General features: G+C 45.5%; 11 protein-coding genes. 3 read left to right on the forward strand and 8 right to left on the reverse strand.

The window, feature by feature from the left end:
* Nucleotides 1-3: 3 nt before the first annotated feature.
* From rnfG to mmcA, 4 genes are read right to left on the reverse strand one after another with little or no spacing between them, the layout of a single operon-like run.
* Entirely contained in the window at nt 4-564 is a 561-nt protein-coding gene (gene rnfG / locus ACSAZL_RS17510) for an Rnf electron transport complex subunit RnfG (RefSeq protein ID WP_440945877.1), read from the reverse strand.
* Complete coding sequence (gene rnfD / locus ACSAZL_RS17515; RefSeq protein WP_440945878.1) at nt 561-1,418, reverse strand: Rnf electron transport complex subunit RnfD; 858 nt, start codon at nt 1,416-1,418, stop codon at nt 561-563. The genes rnfG and rnfD overlap by 4 nt, the downstream gene beginning before the upstream one ends.
* A complete protein-coding gene (gene rnfC / locus ACSAZL_RS17520) occupies nt 1,419-2,741 on the reverse strand; it encodes an Rnf electron transport complex subunit RnfC (protein WP_440945879.1) in 1,323 nt (440 codons plus the stop codon).
* Nucleotides 2,742-2,745: 4 nt separating this feature from the next.
* Entirely contained in the window at nt 2,746-4,218 is a 1,473-nt protein-coding gene (gene mmcA, locus ACSAZL_RS17525) for a methanogenesis multiheme c-type cytochrome (protein WP_440945880.1), read from the reverse strand.
* Nucleotides 4,219-5,464: 1,246 nt separating this feature from the next.
* Here mmcA and ACSAZL_RS17530 point away from each other — a divergent pair.
* Nucleotides 5,465-6,493: an FAD:protein FMN transferase gene (locus ACSAZL_RS17530; RefSeq protein WP_440945881.1), complete on the forward strand. Its 1,029-nt coding sequence runs from the start codon at nt 5,465-5,467 to the stop codon at nt 6,491-6,493.
* 58 nt (nt 6,494-6,551) lie between these two features.
* Here the strand turns inward: ACSAZL_RS17530 and thpR are convergent, their stop codons facing one another.
* Nucleotides 6,552-7,097 carry an RNA 2',3'-cyclic phosphodiesterase gene (gene thpR, locus ACSAZL_RS17535; protein ID WP_440948888.1) on the reverse strand — a complete coding sequence of 182 codons (546 nt, stop codon included), beginning with the start codon at nt 7,095-7,097 and terminating at the stop codon, nt 6,552-6,554.
* Between the two features lie 430 nt (nt 7,098-7,527).
* On the opposite strand from thpR, the gene ACSAZL_RS17540 reads away from it, so the two are divergent.
* Nucleotides 7,528-8,403, forward strand: a complete 876-nt coding sequence (locus ACSAZL_RS17540; protein WP_440948889.1) for a DNA integrity scanning protein DisA nucleotide-binding domain protein — start codon at nt 7,528-7,530, stop codon at nt 8,401-8,403.
* A 147-nt stretch (nt 8,404-8,550) separates the two neighbouring features.
* Nucleotides 8,551-9,270 carry a DUF1614 domain-containing protein gene (locus tag ACSAZL_RS17545; protein WP_440945882.1) on the forward strand — a complete coding sequence of 240 codons (720 nt, stop codon included), beginning with the start codon at nt 8,551-8,553 and terminating at the stop codon, nt 9,268-9,270.
* Nucleotides 9,271-9,754: 484 nt separating this feature from the next.
* Here the strand turns inward: ACSAZL_RS17545 and ACSAZL_RS17550 are convergent, their stop codons facing one another.
* The 3 genes from ACSAZL_RS17550 to rqcH form a co-directional block, all read right to left on the reverse strand.
* Entirely contained in the window at nt 9,755-11,974 is a 2,220-nt protein-coding gene (locus ACSAZL_RS17550; RefSeq protein WP_440945883.1) for an S-layer protein domain-containing protein, read from the reverse strand.
* 364 nt (nt 11,975-12,338) lie between these two features.
* Nucleotides 12,339-13,391 carry an mRNA surveillance protein pelota gene (locus tag ACSAZL_RS17555; RefSeq protein WP_440945884.1) on the reverse strand — a complete coding sequence of 351 codons (1,053 nt, stop codon included), beginning with the start codon at nt 13,389-13,391 and terminating at the stop codon, nt 12,339-12,341.
* On the reverse strand, nt 13,388-15,790 hold the full coding sequence (rqcH, locus tag ACSAZL_RS17560) for a ribosome rescue protein RqcH (RefSeq protein ID WP_440945885.1): 2,403 nt from the start codon (nt 15,788-15,790) through the stop codon (nt 13,388-13,390). The genes ACSAZL_RS17555 and rqcH overlap by 4 nt, the downstream gene beginning before the upstream one ends.
* Between the last annotated feature and the right edge of the window lie 71 nt (nt 15,791-15,861).

Raw genomic sequence — 15,861 nt, forward strand, 5'->3', positions numbered from 1 at the left:
TAATCACCCTTCCTCGGCTCTCACATCATCAATTCCAGAGTGCAGAGCATTTACCACCGTGACAGAAGAGATGGTTGCACCGGAAATGGCATCAACTTTTCCACCACTGCTGGACAGGCTCAAATCCGCAACAGGCAGGTTTACGAACTGGCCCTTAAACGCAGGTTCAGTAATTTTTGCACCAAGCCCGGGGGTCTCGGAGTGGGACATGACTTCCATTCCTGTCACAGTGCTGTAATCCGCAGTTACTCCACCGAGAATCTCAACAAGCCCCTGTGCACCGGGTTGAGTATCCCTGAAGGCATACCCCACGACATTCCCTGAAGAGTCAACCCCGCGGAAATACAGAACAACAGGGTTGCCGTCAGCATCTAGCTGGTCTCCGGTCACCGGCTCGAAATCTGAAGCTGCAGGCAAAACAGCCTTCAAAGCTTCCTTCTCCTGCTCTGCCTGCAGCACCTTTAACTGCGCCTGAGTGGGAACAAAGGTCAGCGCAAGAAGTATAGCTGCAAGAGCTGAGAGTGCAATCATTTTAACAATAATGTTTACCGGGGTATTTTTCACGCCTCAACACCTCCGAAAGGCTTTGGAATAGTGGAGCGTTCGATCAGTGGGAAAATGGAGTTTCCAAGCAGCAGGCCATAGAAGGTCCCCTCAATATAATTTCCGGTGAAGTATCCGTAGATCACTGTGAGGAATCCACATGCAACTCCGTAAAGAAGTCTTCCATTCTTTGTTACCGGAGAAGTAGAGGTTTCCGTTGCAATGAAAAAGACCCCAAGCAGGTAAGATCCCGTAAAGACGTACGCAAGGGGGTCTCCGAGCACAAGCACAAGCACCACAGTTGTCAGCAAATACATGAGAGGAATTCTCCAATCAATGTACTTGATAGCGATGAGGATAAGCACACCTATCATAGCGATAGGAGAAGCATCAGCCAGGAACCCGGCTCCTTTCTCAAGGATGAGGTCCGAAAAAGAACCAAGCTGAGGAACTGAGGCCGGGACCATCAGTGAAGCCCAGGAAAGCTTCAAAAAGACCCAGGTAGCCAGTGCGGGGTGGAACATATAAGAGCCAAGCCCCCCAAAAGCATGCTTTACAACCCCTACCCCAAAGACTGCCCCTATAAAGGGCATCCAGAAGGGGACTGAGGGTGGGACCATCAGTGCTATCAGCAGGCCCATATAGGCTGCATTTCCGTCGCCGACGGTGACTTTCTGTTTGAATGTCTTTTGGATTGCCAGTTCGATAAAAACTGCACCCAGCACTCCGGCAAGAAGATTTCCAAGAGCGGGGAATCCAAAAAGGTAAATCGAAGCTAAACATAAGGGGAGAAGAACGATAATTCTGCTCCACATTAGTTTCTTAACTGACACACCTGCCTTTATATGAGGAGGTGGGGATATCGTAAAGGCCATTTATTCAGTCGCCTCCTCTAGAGCTTCAGCTGCAACCATGTTGTTGATCTGAAGCTTTGAGTATTTGATCAATTGCACAAGATGCCTTTTTGAGGGACAGACTACAGCACATGCCCCGCACTCAATGCAGTTCATAGCGTATAGCTGCTCACATTCCTCGTATTTTCCCAGGTCGGCATAGGATGCGATTCTGGTCGGCAGCAAGTTTACAGGACAGACATCAACACAACGGGCACAATGGATGCAAGCAGTCGCTTCGTCCCTAATGACTTCTTCTTTGGACTGGATGACAATTCCCGTGGTGTTCTTGACCACCGGAGCTTCGTCCGTGTATACGGCTATTCCGCCCATGGACCCGTTAATGATAAGCTTGCCAGGTTCTCCCTTGTAACCTCCGCATGCATTAACTACATCTTTTATGGGAGTTCCGAACCTTACAAATACAGTCCCGGGCCTGTTGACAGCCCCTGTAACCGTTACTGCGTTTTCAAGGTAGGGTTTACCTTCATACACAGCATCGTATACGGCTTTGGCAGATTTTACTCCGCATACCACCACATGCACATCAGGGGGCTGGCGTCCCAAGGGGATTTTCCTGCCCATCACATCAGCAGAGAGCAGGTTCATCATTGTCGGAGTATAGGTGACCTTCCCTGCTGCAACCACAATGATCTGGTCTTCAACATCTTCAAGGTAATAGTCAGCGTGTCTCTTCCCTATTATCGGGGCTACTGTCAGAGGTTTGCCGTCAAATGAAGCTGCCTTGAAGGCTTTTATGGACTCCTTGTCATCTGCCCGGACAACAATTACTCCCCTCGGGATCCCACTTGCTTCAAGCATAGTGCTGAGCCCTTTGAGAACTTTGTCAATGGAGCCCAGATAAGCATGGGTAATCAGAGGGAAGGTTGCATTCATGAGCAGAGTATCGATCCTCTTTCCCGGTTTCAAGGCAAGGTATGTGGGTTTTTCGTAGTACTCGACGATTCCGGCTTCCTTTATTATTTCTATTAACCTTGAAGGGGATGCATCCTTTTCAGGCACGAAATCAACCGTTTGTGCACACTCCGAAGGAGTGAGCACAACACTGAGGATTCTCTTTCCGCTGGGGTTTGGCATCATCTCAATTGAGTCAACAGTCCCGCAGAAAGGGGAATGGACATAAGCGAGGTCACTGCCCTCGCATTCCCCCAGCTTCTGGCCGACGATAACTTCTGCGCCTTTCTTTACCAGAGGAGCACAAGCAATTCCATCGTGCTGCCTCATGGGTATAATTGCCTTTTCAGGCAGTTTGTCAATTTTAATAACGTCACTCAGGTTTGCCACCTCCTTAGAGTGCAGGCTCCGTTTCAACTTCTACAGGCTTGGGCCTCGGATAGGTAATGGATATGCTCTTCGCTGCTGAGGACTCTCCTCCGGGGTCTTCCACATAACCAAGGGCTGCCCAGTCAATCACGGATTCATTCCCGTGACAATCCTTACAGGTGTATGGATCAGCGATTCCAATATCACTGCTCACAATACTGTGAGCAACCTGATAGTAGAGCTCCACGGTTCTCAACACCGCATTCGGGTAGTCGGCCTCTCCGTCTCCGTTAGCATCATAAGCCTGCATTTCTTCCACTGTGACTTCGCCGTCCCCATTGGCATCTGCTGCCTTTACATACTGTACCGGGATCGGGTCTCCAGTAGAGATGCTAGTGTTCGGGTTTGCGAGCACTTCAGGGTCAGTACCTGCGTCCCACCAGGTTCCGGTAATGTTGTTGAACGGAGTAACCTTCACACCTGTATCATTTCTCGCATCCACACTTGGCAGGACATCTCCGAAGTTCCCGTTATACCAGGCAAGGACAGGCTGGAAGTCCGAATCCCTGTAAACGTCCTCACGTTCTCCATTCTGCCAGCTGAAAGACTCAAGCACATTGCCACCCGGCAAATCTCCTCCAGGAAGCTCAGGGGTGTGGCAGGCTTCACAGGCAAGGAATTCCATGTGAGAGTCCGCAAACGGCCCGTGAGAGATTCCTGCATGGCACTCGGCATCGTCACAGCTGCGCATGGTATCATCATAGTGGCTATCCGGAAGGTCCGGCGTATCAGAGGTGTTTCCACGTCCGATCTGGTGATCGGAGGTTATGATGAACGCTTCAGTATGGTGGCATTCCGTACATTCAACGCCGTTTGCTGCATGGGCGTCAGACTCCTCAAAGGCCTCTTCATCAGCCCACATAACGGCACTCGTTTCCACATCGGTTCTGTGACACTTCTGAGCACAGGACGTTGGAGCCCCATTTACAGCATCATGGAAAACGATCAGTAGAGGGTATGGAGTAAGGACGTTAGCACTGTAGACAAAAAGGTGCAGAGGATCAGCCTGTGCGGTAGCACTGAAATTCGCCACCGCTAAACTATTCGCATTTGCAAAATCCCCATTTGCAATAGCTTCTGCACGTGCGTCAAAGTCATAGAGCCCGTACTTCTCATGGCAAATCATGCAGTCAATGTCGATACCATATTTTGCAAGCGGACCTCCGCCGGGATGATACATCCCGAATTTTTTGACCCATTCCTCTTCTCCGGATGTTTCAAGATCAAAATTTGTGAGGGGAGACCATCTACTCATATTTACCTGTACATGATAAGAATTATTGACGTTTTCGTAGACATCGAAGTGACAGCCTCCGCAGACCGAATCGGACCATTCTCCTTTGGTCATGTAATGGGATGCGATTGCATCATTCCCTGAATACCCAAGAGAAGAATAGGCACCAGCAGCCAGTAGAAGCAGCACAGCGACTCCCGACACCAACAGATTTAACCTATTCATAACGACCACATTCTCTTTTTTTGTTCACGTTGTTATGTTCATGCTTGGAAAGAGACAAAGTTCAAATTTCAACAACTTGAAGCTTATTATTGAGTAATGAATGAGATTGAAGGATATTTACAGCTGAATAGTACACGGCCATGGGGGGTGTACACTGCCGTTCCTTCCAGACCTCCAGTGGCATAATCCAGAGACCGAAAGGAAAATCAATTAACGGAAAACTGAAGCGAGAAGGAACTGGCATGAACGGCTAGCCTAGCTCTTTTTAGCATCATTGGTTTTCCCGAAGGTTTTTTTGATCACCGGCTTTTTCCTTTCCTTGCTTTAGATAGCCATTTTACTCCGAAAAACAAAGCTAAATTCCACTTCAACGAAAAATGTTTGCGTGAGGTAATACTTATTTCTTTCGAAATAAGTTTTAGGGAATTATATAGACTTTTATAATGTGATTAAAATATATACTTAATATATAGCACATCGCGTATATTAATTAAATATATAAAATATCTGAAATATAAGTAAAAACTTACACTTTTTTTATATATATAGTTTTCTGAAGAAAAATATACATGATTATACATTAAAATCAGGAGGAGTATCTGCACAGATAACCAGAAGAAAAAGGACCTATTTTAACCTAAAAAATACGAAAAATCCTGCCAGAAAAAAAATAACTCTGGATATATAGAAATCTTGTGAAAATTTAAGAAGTAATCAATAATTAATCATTAATTAGATATTAATCATGGATCAACCAGCATACGAAAACAAAAAAAAATATTAAGTTTCCACCCACACAAGAGTAAATATAGAAACAAAAAAGCTAACAAAAGAGCATGAGAGAGCTCCGATAAATAGAAATGGAAAGCGAAAGGAAAAGAAAAGAAATAGAGTATGAGAAGAAAGAATTAAAAAAGAAATGAAAACATTGGGAATTAAAAAAGAGAGTTGGGAACCAAAATATAAACCTCGTCTGTAGAATAAAATTTTAAATTCAATTATACTTTTACTTTAAATGACATTCATTTGAAATTTCATTTACTTAAAACTTTATTAACTTGAAACATTATAAATTTGAAATTTCATTCACTTAAAACTTTATTAACTTGAAACATTATAAATTTGAAATTCCGTTTTTACCTTTATTTATACCTTTGTAAAAAAGCTGGATAAAGCAGTGAAATAAACCTAAAATTAAAAAACTAGCAGGCAAAATTGATAGAGCATGGATTCAAAATACAAAACACTATTTGCATTTTTACTTGTAATATCGATATTAGTATCAGGTTGTGTGCAGTCCGAGCCTGAAGAAGAGAAGCAACTTCAGGAGTTTCAACAGACAAAAAGCATTATGGATACCACGGTTACGGTAGCTGTCTACGCTTCTAATGAAAGCGAAGCTTCGAAGGCAATAGATGACGCCTTCAGTGAAATATACCGAATTGACACCCTTATGAGCCCTTCAAAAGAGGACAGTCAGCTTACTATCCTGGATACCATAGGGGAAGTTGAAAATGCTGACCCTGATTTTATCTACGTGCTGGAGCAGTCAAAGTACTATTCGGAGAAAAGCGGAGGAGCTTTTGATATCACCATCCAGCCCGTACTCGATCTCTGGAAGAGTAAATTCCTCCCCGGAGGCTCGCAGGAACCCCCGACTGCAGATGAGCTGAACGAAACCCTCAAACTCGTAAACTACTCGAAAATAAGCATCGAAAACGGGACTGTAAGCCTGGAACCCGGGATGAAAGTAGCCCTGGGAGGTATCGCAAAAGGCTATGCAGTTGATAAAGCAATCGAGGCTTTGAAGGAAGACGGGATTGAGAACGCTTTCGTAAACGCAGGAGGAGACGGGAGATATATAGGCCAGAAGCCCGACGGCACACCCTGGATGGTAGGCCTTCAGAACCCTGACAGAAGCGGGCAATATGTCACTGCAATTGAAGCCCGTGATATTGCAGTAGCAACAAGCGGGAACTACGAACGTTACTTCAACGAGTCGGCAAGAGTGTCCCATATCTCAGACCCGAGAACAGGATATCCTTCGGAAGGTATTATTAGTAGCACCGTAATTGCCGGAAATGCTATGGATGCCGATGCTTTTGCAACTGCAGTCTTTGTGCTGGGAGAAGAAGAAGGGCTTGAGATGATAGAAAATCTCGAAGGGATTGAATGCCTTATAATAACCGAAGACCGCCGGCTTGTGTATTCGAGCGGATTCAAAGAATATGAAGCAGAAGACTATAGTAGCTGAGATCAAACCGGTAAATCGGTGTGTTCAGGGCTGATACGGCCCTGCGCAAGCAGACCTGTCAGTCCAGATATGTCGTGTGCAGGGTTTCATAGATTGGACCGTCGGGAGTCAGAGTGCTTTTTTTCAGAAGCACTTTATCTACCCGCATGCTTCCGATTTTCGTATCTTTTAATTCATTCAGGGCACCTGCAAAAGCATTTTTCTGATCTTTATTCAGGAATCTTATCCTGGCAAGGGTAGCATGGGCAGTAAATGCTCTCTCATCCTCTTTGAATTTAAAAGGCTTCAGTACGGTCTCCACATCATCATGAAGAGCCTCGAAGTTTCCTTTTGCCCCCAGCCACAGGACTTTAGGGTTTGAAGGTTTTGGGAAAACCCCGATGCCTTCAATTTTTGCATCAAAAGGCTCACAAAGAAGAGAATCAAGAGCTGCTGAAATGGATTTAACCTTTGATTCCTCGATATCCCCGAGAAACTTCAGGGTTATGTGAACGATTTCAGGATCAACGAACTTCAGGTTGAAATCGGAAAATTTCTCCTGGACCTGATGGATTCCCTCCCTGAAATTCGGGTCAAGTTCCACTGCGATAAATGTCCTGATCAGAGCTTTCACCAGTATGAATTAGATGAAAGAACCAGAAAAAAGTTTCTATCCCTTTTCCTTTCAGAGAAAGTTAATTCAGGATGCCATTTTCCAGAAAAATTGTAAACCTGTACGACCGGAATGGATTCAAAAACATGGGAAAAATAAGTAGCTGGAGTTGAGGGAAAAAATAAGAGAGAAAGAGAAAAATGAACCAGACCCAGAACAATTATAATATATAAAATATTACACTACACAGTAAACAGGCCTGTTACGTGTGCAATTACCGCAAATGTTAACTCTGAGAACTAATGTTAACCTATGGGGATAACATTAGTTCGAAGAAATAATAATTATCTTCAAAAGCAAACAGCAGAATATAAATAAGCTCAGAACAAAAAAAGCAGGACTGCAAACATAGTCGGGTAGAAATAAAAAAGGGGTGGACGACATAGACAGAGCAAGTATAATTGCAGAAGCGGCAGCCCGCATAGCCCAGGAACTTGATGCTGCCGCAATTATGGTCTCAGGAGATCTGAGCTTTGAGGGGATCGAGACCGGGGGGGTTCCGGTTTATTATATATCCATGCGCCCGAAAAGCATAATAGATCACCTCGTGGCAACCGGCAAAGAAGGAAAAAGTCCTGCAAAAGAACTCAGCGACCAGCTCAACCGGGAAGCTTCAGGCAATGTCGACCACCTGCAACATGCCGCAGCCATAGAGTACGTGCTTGAAGGACCGAAAAGCGGAACAGTTGTTGGAGTTGTCGAAACCCGCAGTTCCAGCTCTATCATAGTTCACAGCCTCGACGAAAACCCCCTGATAAAAGCAATGAAAGAATGTGAAGAGCGAGTCCGGCCCGAAGTCATGAATGCAGTTCTGAAAATTGCTTTTGATATCGCCCTCACAGGCAGGGAAGGGAAAAAAATAGGAGCGGCTTTCATTGTAGGCGATTCCGAAGAAGTCCTGAAACGCTCCCACCAGATAATCCTTAACCCTTATGCAGGCCATGAAGAAGCCCACAGAAACATCCTTGATAGGAAAAACTGGGAGTCCATAAAGGAATTTGCCCAGCTTGACGGAGTTTTTGTGATCGACGAAACCGGCCTTATCCATGCAGCAGGGCGATACCTTGATGTGGACGGGAAAAATATTGATATTGAAAAAGGACTGGGAGGACGGCATGTCTCAGCAGCCGCCATCAGCAGGGATACGGTAGCAATCGCAGTTACGGTCTCGGAGTCAGGCGGAGTCCTCAGGGTTTACAAAGATGCAAAAGAAACCATCTGCATGGAGTCTTTACAGCCTGCAACCAGATACATCTGAACATGCAACGCAGGGAAAAAATATTTAGCCTTGTTTTTATGAGTTTCCGGCAAAGGCATGAAAATCCGAATGAAAACGGATACTAATTAATAAAGAAAGTGTAAATAATTCCTAATATGCAAAAAACCGGAGAAAAAGAGTGGTTCCATGAGTAGACAGATCTTCTACATGCCTTTCAGCCTGAAATTTCTTTTCCTTTTAATTCTCATCATGATCTTCGGGCTTGGATCTCTGTTTCTTGGAATTATCGTCTCTGCCTTCATGAAAATAGGATTTTCCGCAGAAGATGCGCTCTTAATCCTTTTCCTGTCCCTCCTTGGCAGCGGGATAAATATCCCCCTGACAACCCTGAAGTCTGACACCCCGGTTGTCAGGGAAAATTATGTAAAGGTTTTCGGGATTTCCTACAGGATTCCCATCCGGGAGATGGTCAGAAATGAAACCATACTTGCCGTCAATGTGGGAGGGGCAGTTATACCTGTCCTGATTTCCGCTTATCTTCTAACGCAATTTCCATCTGCCATCTATCTTGCAGGAGCCGGTATAGCAGTTGTTGCAGTCGTAACCTATTCCGTAGCAAAGCCGATTCGAGGAATAGGAATTGCAACTCCGGCTCTTGTCCCGCCCCTGACAGCGGCCCTCACCGCAATCCTGTTTACTTCGTTAGTCCAGATCTCCGGCTGCCCTGCAGAACCTTGCCGTGTTATCATTGCCTACACGGGAGGAGTGCTCGGAACCCTTATAGGAGCCGACCTGCTTAACCTCGGAAAAATCAAAAACCTCGGAGCTCCGATTGCAAGTATAGGAGGAGCAGGTACCTTTGACGGGATTTTCTTAAGCGGTTTTATTGCCCTTCTCCTGATATGAAAAAGGCAGCTCATTAACAACCGATTTAATAACCGATTAACATATTCCGGACCCGGAGCTGGAATTTATCAGTTTTTTTCTCCCTGCACCGCCTGGATACATGCCAGCCCACCGGAATAAAGAAAATAACCTGTAAACCAGTTCTGAGATTAAGAGGAACAATATACCGAGAAATGTCTAGGTTTAAGAGAGTACTTTCCATAATCCCGAAAAATGCCCCCGGATTCAAGAGAGTACTTTCCTTAATCCCGAAAAACGTTTTTCAATTCAAGAAAAAATAAGTGCCTCCTCCAGCTTGTCTGTCGGCACTGAGAAAAAAGAAGTGAGACACCCAGAAAATATCCAATTTACTATGATCTCGATTCGAAACTATGGAAAAAAGAGAGTAGAGATATTCTCTCGGAAAATTAAACCGCCAAGAGGTAATTTTCTAAGAGAATATTTCTAAGAGAATAATCCCTTCGTTATTTTTCACCTAAACAGATTAAACCTTTTTTCTGAGAGCCACGCATATTATAACCCCTAGAATCCCGGAAACTATTCCAAAGCCGGGAAGTTTTGTGGGGGATCCCTCTGCGGCTTCCTCAGGATGGCTACTGTTATCTTCGCCCACTATTTCGGAAGAAGCTGCCCTGTAATCAGAGGAGACGGCTTCAGACTCGTTTGAACCCGAGGTCATGTTGATCTCTTCTGTAGAATTATCTGTGGATTCAGGGGTGTCTTCAGCTTCAATAACCACATCCGTTGCAGGATAAATAATGTATCCATCTGGAGAAATACTGCCTTTTCCCTCATCCGAGGTCTGGAAATACCAGGAGTCGGTAAAGTAACTCTTTTTATCCTTATCAAGGTTAAGGGTGATCGAATCGGAATTTTTGAGGACAAGACCGTCTTTCAAAGCCTCTTTTACTTCAAAGCCCTGGTATCCATCTCCTTCTTCAATGACCAGGATTTTATCTTTGTCAATAAGCCAGGTATACTTGAAGACTGCAAAGGAATCAACAGTACCCGCAAAAACTGAGTCGACATAGGTAATGAAATATAGCTGGTCTTTTCCGTCTCCAAAGTCTGCCTTTGCAGTAAAGGTTTGATTTTCCACAGTCCCATCCGAATTCACAATCCCGGACTCAAGTTCTTCTCCGTCTTTGGATAAGGAGAACCAGACCTTGTTGCCCTCCACATCAACCTGGTTCACGGTCAGAGAGTAACCTTTACCGAGATCCCAGACATCACCGGCTTTAAGCACTTTTTTATCGCTGTCGGGCTGGTCGATTACCAGGTTTGCAAGCTGGGTAGCATCGTTTTCAACCGCAACATACGGTTTACCAAACCAGGGAATCTTGTAGAAAACCATGCCTCCGAGTTCTGCAGGCGTTGTACTGGCATCAAGTCCAAGCTCGGAAACAACTTTATATTTGTTGGGAAACTGCTTTGTAGAATAAACAAGTTCCTCTTCCCCAATAACATGGTTTCCGGGATTGTTTTTCCCAAGTTCGTACTGACCGTCGGTTTCGATGTACTGAAGACGTTCTCCAAACCAGTTTTCAGAAGTTACTAAATCCTTGTGTTTATTTACAGAGTAGTATAGACCTCCAAAAGTGGTTGCATCCCAGCAAAAACCATCTGAAGAAGTGGAACCGGTATCATAAGGCAAACCCCTCAGAGTGTAGTTTCCGGGCTTACTCAGTTCTTTTGCAGGATAGATAACGTATCCACTTGAAGAGGTGCTGCCTTTTCCCTCGTCCGAGGTCTGGAAATACCAGGAGTCGGTAAAGTAATTCTTTTTATCCTTATCAAGGTTCAGGGTAATCGAATCGGAATTTTTGAGGACAAGGCCATCTTCAGAAGCCTCTTTTACTTCAAAACCCTGATATTCATCCCCTTCTTCAATAATAAGGATGTCATCTTTGTCAATAAGCCAGGTATACTTAAAGACGGCAAAAGAATAATATGAACTTACGAAAACTGAGTCGACATAGGTAATGAAATATAGCTGGTCTTTTCTGTCTCCAAAGTCTGTCTTTGCAGCAAAGATTTGATTTTCCACAGTCCCATCCGCATTCACAATCCCGGACTCAAGTTCTTCTCCGTCTTTGGATAAGGAGAACCAGACCTTATTACCCTCGACATCAACCTGGTTAACAGTCAGTGAGTAACCTTTACCGAGATCCCAGACGTCACCGGCTTTAAGCACTTTTTTATCGCTGTCAGGCTGGTCGATTACCAGGTTTGCAAGCTGGGTAGCATCGTTTTCAACCGCAACATACGGTTTGCCAAACCAGGGAATCTTGTAGAAAACCATGCCTCCAAGTTCTGCAGGCGTTGTACTGGCATCAAGTCCAAGCTCGGAAACAACCTTATATTTGTTGGGAAACTGCTTTGTAGAATAAACAAGTTCCTCTTCCCCAATAACATGGTTTCCGGGATTGTTTTTCCCAAGTTCGTACTGGCCGTCGGTTTCGATGTACTGAAGACGTTCTCCAAACCAGTTTTCAGAAGTTACGAAATCCTTGTGCTTGTTTGCAGAGTAGTAAAAGCCCCCAAAAGTGGTTGCATCCCAGCAAAACTCATCGGAAGAAGTTGCATTTGTGTCAAAAGGCTCCCCATTGATAGCCGTAGCTGCAAGGCCTGGAGATGGGAGCATCAAATAGATTGCAAATACAACAAGAAGTGAAGACAAAGCTTTTTTGAAACCCGAACACATAAACATCATCACTTAATTTCATTGAATGTTATAAATTAAGCCATACATTACTGGAAATTATAGACAAATAGTGCTATAAATTAGATTAAAAGTAACAACAAATAAACCTAAGTAGTAGATAAGTTTTACGAATTTAGATCAGAAAAATAAAAAATAATACTAAACAGAACATAAAAAATCAAAAATAAAATGGACACCTTTCGATATATGGAAAATAGAAGACCGAAGGTATAGAAAGAAAATAAAGGAAAGAAAAAAGGAACAAAAGTAAAAAACAAAGCAAAAGCAAGAACAAAAACAAAGCAAAAGAGAAATTAAGTGGAGCGGAAGAAAAGAGAGCTGAAATTACAGATTCAGCCTCAGTTCAGCCCGTTACTTTGAAGCGGAGCAGAGCTGCAATTCCCCCCAGTTTGTGAAGCTTTTCCCCAGGTTCAAAGGCGGTGCTGAATACAACAACTTTCCCCTGTGCCTGCTCAACCTCCATCAGGAGTCTGTCTATATTTTCTCCTTTTTCCCTCCCTTCCCGCAAGGTTTCGTCAGCAATGAGCAGGGTTTCGACAGCTCCGTAGTTGAGGGCATTTTTTACGTCCGCAAAACCATAAGCTGCTTTCCCATCCATTGAGATCTCCTTAAGAAGGTCTTCCATGAGAGAGGATTCCCGGGCTATACGGGACTCCTGCATGATCCGGTCAACGGCTCCTCTGCGGAGCACTTCCTGGAAGCCGGACATCCCGATCATGGAAGTGTCTTCGGTAAGCGCCTTTGAAGCCATCTCAGGCTCGGTTTCATGGAAATATTTCAGAAAATCTTCTTTGGTAAAGCCGGGCCCTGCAATCACTATAGAGGCGTCCTCGGGAACCGCATGCCTGAGCTGGTCAACAATTTCCCTGAAAAATTCACTCCTGAGCCCACTCTCTCGCTTCCCTGAAGACTGCCGGATATGGGAGTAGACCTCAATTCCGTAGTGGCGCACAAAACCAATGTCTGCATCCCCCTCTTCTACTGCCACAATCACGACTTTAGGACGTTTCCCGGCTTCTTCGGCATCCTGGATGCGCTGGAGCTGGTCATTTTTCCAATGCTCCTTGATTATGGAAATGTTGGTTCCTATTTCTACATTGAGAGTGTGATAGGAGCCGACGTCCATCCCGTGCTCTATAGGGCCGTGGATTCTTAGCCTATTTGCGAATTTATGGAACTCCATTTCCTCGACCCGGATTCCGAGCCTGACCTTTACTTTCTCGACTTTTTCCGGGCGGAGCTTGTCACTTGCAGCATCGGCTTTCCTTTTGGTGAGGGCAAAGACAAGGTCGCCTTTTTCAATTATGTATTTCAGGTGCCAGAGGTCGTCGAGGGTCTCGGCTGTTACGGCAATTTCCCCTTCCCTGCCTCTCAGGGAGCGGTTCGTAACCCTCATATCTTTTTCACCCCATGCATTTCGATTTTCTCTTCAATTTCCCCTCTGGTTACCTTTTCAATTTCCACTTCTTCCCCTTCTCCGACTTCCGTTTCAACTTCTAATTCGATATCTTTTCCGGTTTCTTCTCCAGCCTCTTCTCCGAATTCCTCGCCGCCTTCCTCTCCGAACTCCCCTTCAGCTTCTTCTCCACTACCTTCAGATTCGGTTTCCGATTCGGAGATCCCGTATTCCTCTCCTTCTGGTTCGATTTCCTGACCTTTCCGTTCGGGTTTCTGGTTTCTGAGGTCTGACTCCCCGGCGGGAATCATCATAGCAATCTGGTCAGGAGACGCAATTTGCTTTACAAAGCGAGGATCGTCGAGCTCGTCAGCATAAATACGATAGATTTTCTTCGAGATATCGTTCTGGTTGAATTTGCCCGGAACAATTTCAAGAATATAGTCCCCATGCTCCCGGACTGCAGAAGCAGGCCCGCCTATGACCCTGGTCTCGCCTTTCAGCTCAAGCCCGACTGCAATTCCGAGAGGGATATCCTTGAAGTAATTGCGCTCTCCGCGGATGACAAATGCTCCCTTTTTCAGGTATTCTCCGGACTCCGGGGTTTTTGTAACCTGCTCGGCTTTAATCCAGTAACAGTCCCCGCTGAACTGCCCGGCTTTCCAGAGGCTCGAATAAGAAACTGCAAACCGGGCAACTTCCAGAAGGGTAGATTCGGGAACTTCCTTCCCCCCTGTCTTTACGACAGTCAGAGGAGCACCGGGAGTCTGGGTATGGAAGACGATATCCCGCTTTTCCATGTATTTTTTGAAAATTTCCTCATTTGTGTCGGCATCTCTGCCTCCCACAACCAGGAAGCCATCCGAGGACACAAACCACCTGAACCGGTCGTACCAGTGCTTTTTCCGGGAAGCCTGCAGCTTTTTCCCCGCCTTTGCAGCCTTTGACACAGCCTTTTTCTCCATTGCCTTCTTCGTTTCCTCAATGGCTCTGAGAGCCCCATCCTTCTTTTTGGTGAATTTCTTCACCTTCTCGTAATATTCCTGAGCGTTCTGGGGCACAGTCTTCCGGATATCAAGGTTGACGCTCCTGCCGTCAAGCTCAACGGTTACAGTGCCGGTCTTCTGGTCGATATTTGTAATCTTTTGGGCAGCAGGCACGGTCTTTTTCGCCTGCTTCAGGACGGAACGGATTTCATCCCAGGAATAGCCCTTTGCCCTTGCACCGTTGAGCACGGAAAAAAGCTCTTCGATAAGCTGGTAATTGGCATAGACAGTCTCTGCAAGCGTGTTATTTTTCTCAATTTCTTTTCCGAACTTTGCAAGGCTCTCTTCCTGCTGGAGCAGGCGACGCTCGTAAACGCCCAGAGTTTTTTCCTTCTTTTCAGCCGCTTTTACTTCGGCAACCTGTTCCAGTGCCTTTTTCCCGAAAAACTCATCAAGTGCCGTATTAAAGGAATCAAAATATTCTTTTTCAAACTCAGAATAGCGATTGAGGTCAAAAGGCACCACATCGAAGGTTTCCATCTTTCCATTGATTTCTTTTTTCACGTGCTGGGGCCTGAGTTTAGGAGCTTCGGCCTCAATTCCGGTTACGGGTTTGACCTCCGCTTCGGGTTCAGTAGTTGGTTTGAGAACCGGTTCTGTTTCAACCCCTACTTCCGCTTCACCCTCACCTGCCGCCCTGCCCGCAAAGAGTGGAGAAAAGAGATCATGCAGCGCATCCCGGAGTTTTTCGGCATCTTCGACAGTGGCTTCTTTTGCAGGTTTAGCTTTATCAACACTTGCACGTGCACAGGCTTCTTCTGCCAGAACCCCTCCAAGGTTGAGCCTTGTGGCAATGGTCCTGACAATATCAGCCGTCGATTTCGAAAATGCTTCCATGAGGTCCGAAACCTTAGCCTCCACCGGGCTCAACTGTGCCTCCGGAAGCTCATAAATCTCCCCACTCCTCAACCTGCGGTCTTTCAGGGTCACGGGATTCATGGGCAGGATGATTTTGTTTTCCGAATCCACTATCAGGACATTGCCTCGCGCAAACAGTTCTACAATAAGGGTGCTTCTGACCCCGGCCCTCTCAATCCCTATTTTTATGATCCTGTCGAAGTCATGCTGCTCGACAGATACGATCCTGCCTCCCATCAGGTATTTTCGCAAAAGCATGGGAAAAGCCTGAGGAAGCGTGGGACTTGCCCGGACATATTTAGTCATATGGAGGCGCTTTCCTGCCTCGATAACCAGGTTGTCCCTTCCCTGGTGAAAAACGTAAAGGTTGATGCGTATCTCCTCGCTTGCAGGCTGGTAGATCTTCCCGATCTTCGCATCAATAATGGACCTGGGACCCGCTGACAGTTCGGCAACAACTGCAGCAACGTCGGCACTTGACATATCCTGTTTCATGAAGTGGATATAATAGAGGATTCATGTATAAGTTTTGTTCTCCCCGAATTTCGCTTCGGGAGCGGAGGTTC

This window comes from Methanosarcina mangrovi (assembly GCF_052057765.1).
Lineage (GTDB): Archaea > Halobacteriota > Methanosarcinia > Methanosarcinales > Methanosarcinaceae > Methanosarcina.

Excerpts from the sequence above, each read along its gene's own strand:
- ACSAZL_RS17550 (WP_440945883.1), bottom strand. The coding sequence starts at position 11,974 with ATGTGTTCGGGTTTCAAAAAAGCTTTGTCTTCACTTCTTGTTGTATTT.
- rqcH (WP_440945885.1), bottom strand. The coding sequence starts at position 15,790 with ATGAAACAGGATATGTCAAGTGCCGACGTTGCTGCAGTTGTTGCCGAA.
- ACSAZL_RS17555 (WP_440945884.1), bottom strand. The coding sequence starts at position 13,391 with ATGAGGGTTACGAACCGCTCCCTGAGAGGCAGGGAAGGGGAAATTGCC.
- ACSAZL_RS17530 (WP_440945881.1), top strand. The coding sequence starts at position 5,465 with ATGGATTCAAAATACAAAACACTATTTGCATTTTTACTTGTAATATCG.
- rnfD (WP_440945878.1), bottom strand. The coding sequence starts at position 1,418 with ATGGCCTTTACGATATCCCCACCTCCTCATATAAAGGCAGGTGTGTCA.
- ACSAZL_RS17545 (WP_440945882.1), top strand. The coding sequence starts at position 8,551 with ATGAGTAGACAGATCTTCTACATGCCTTTCAGCCTGAAATTTCTTTTC.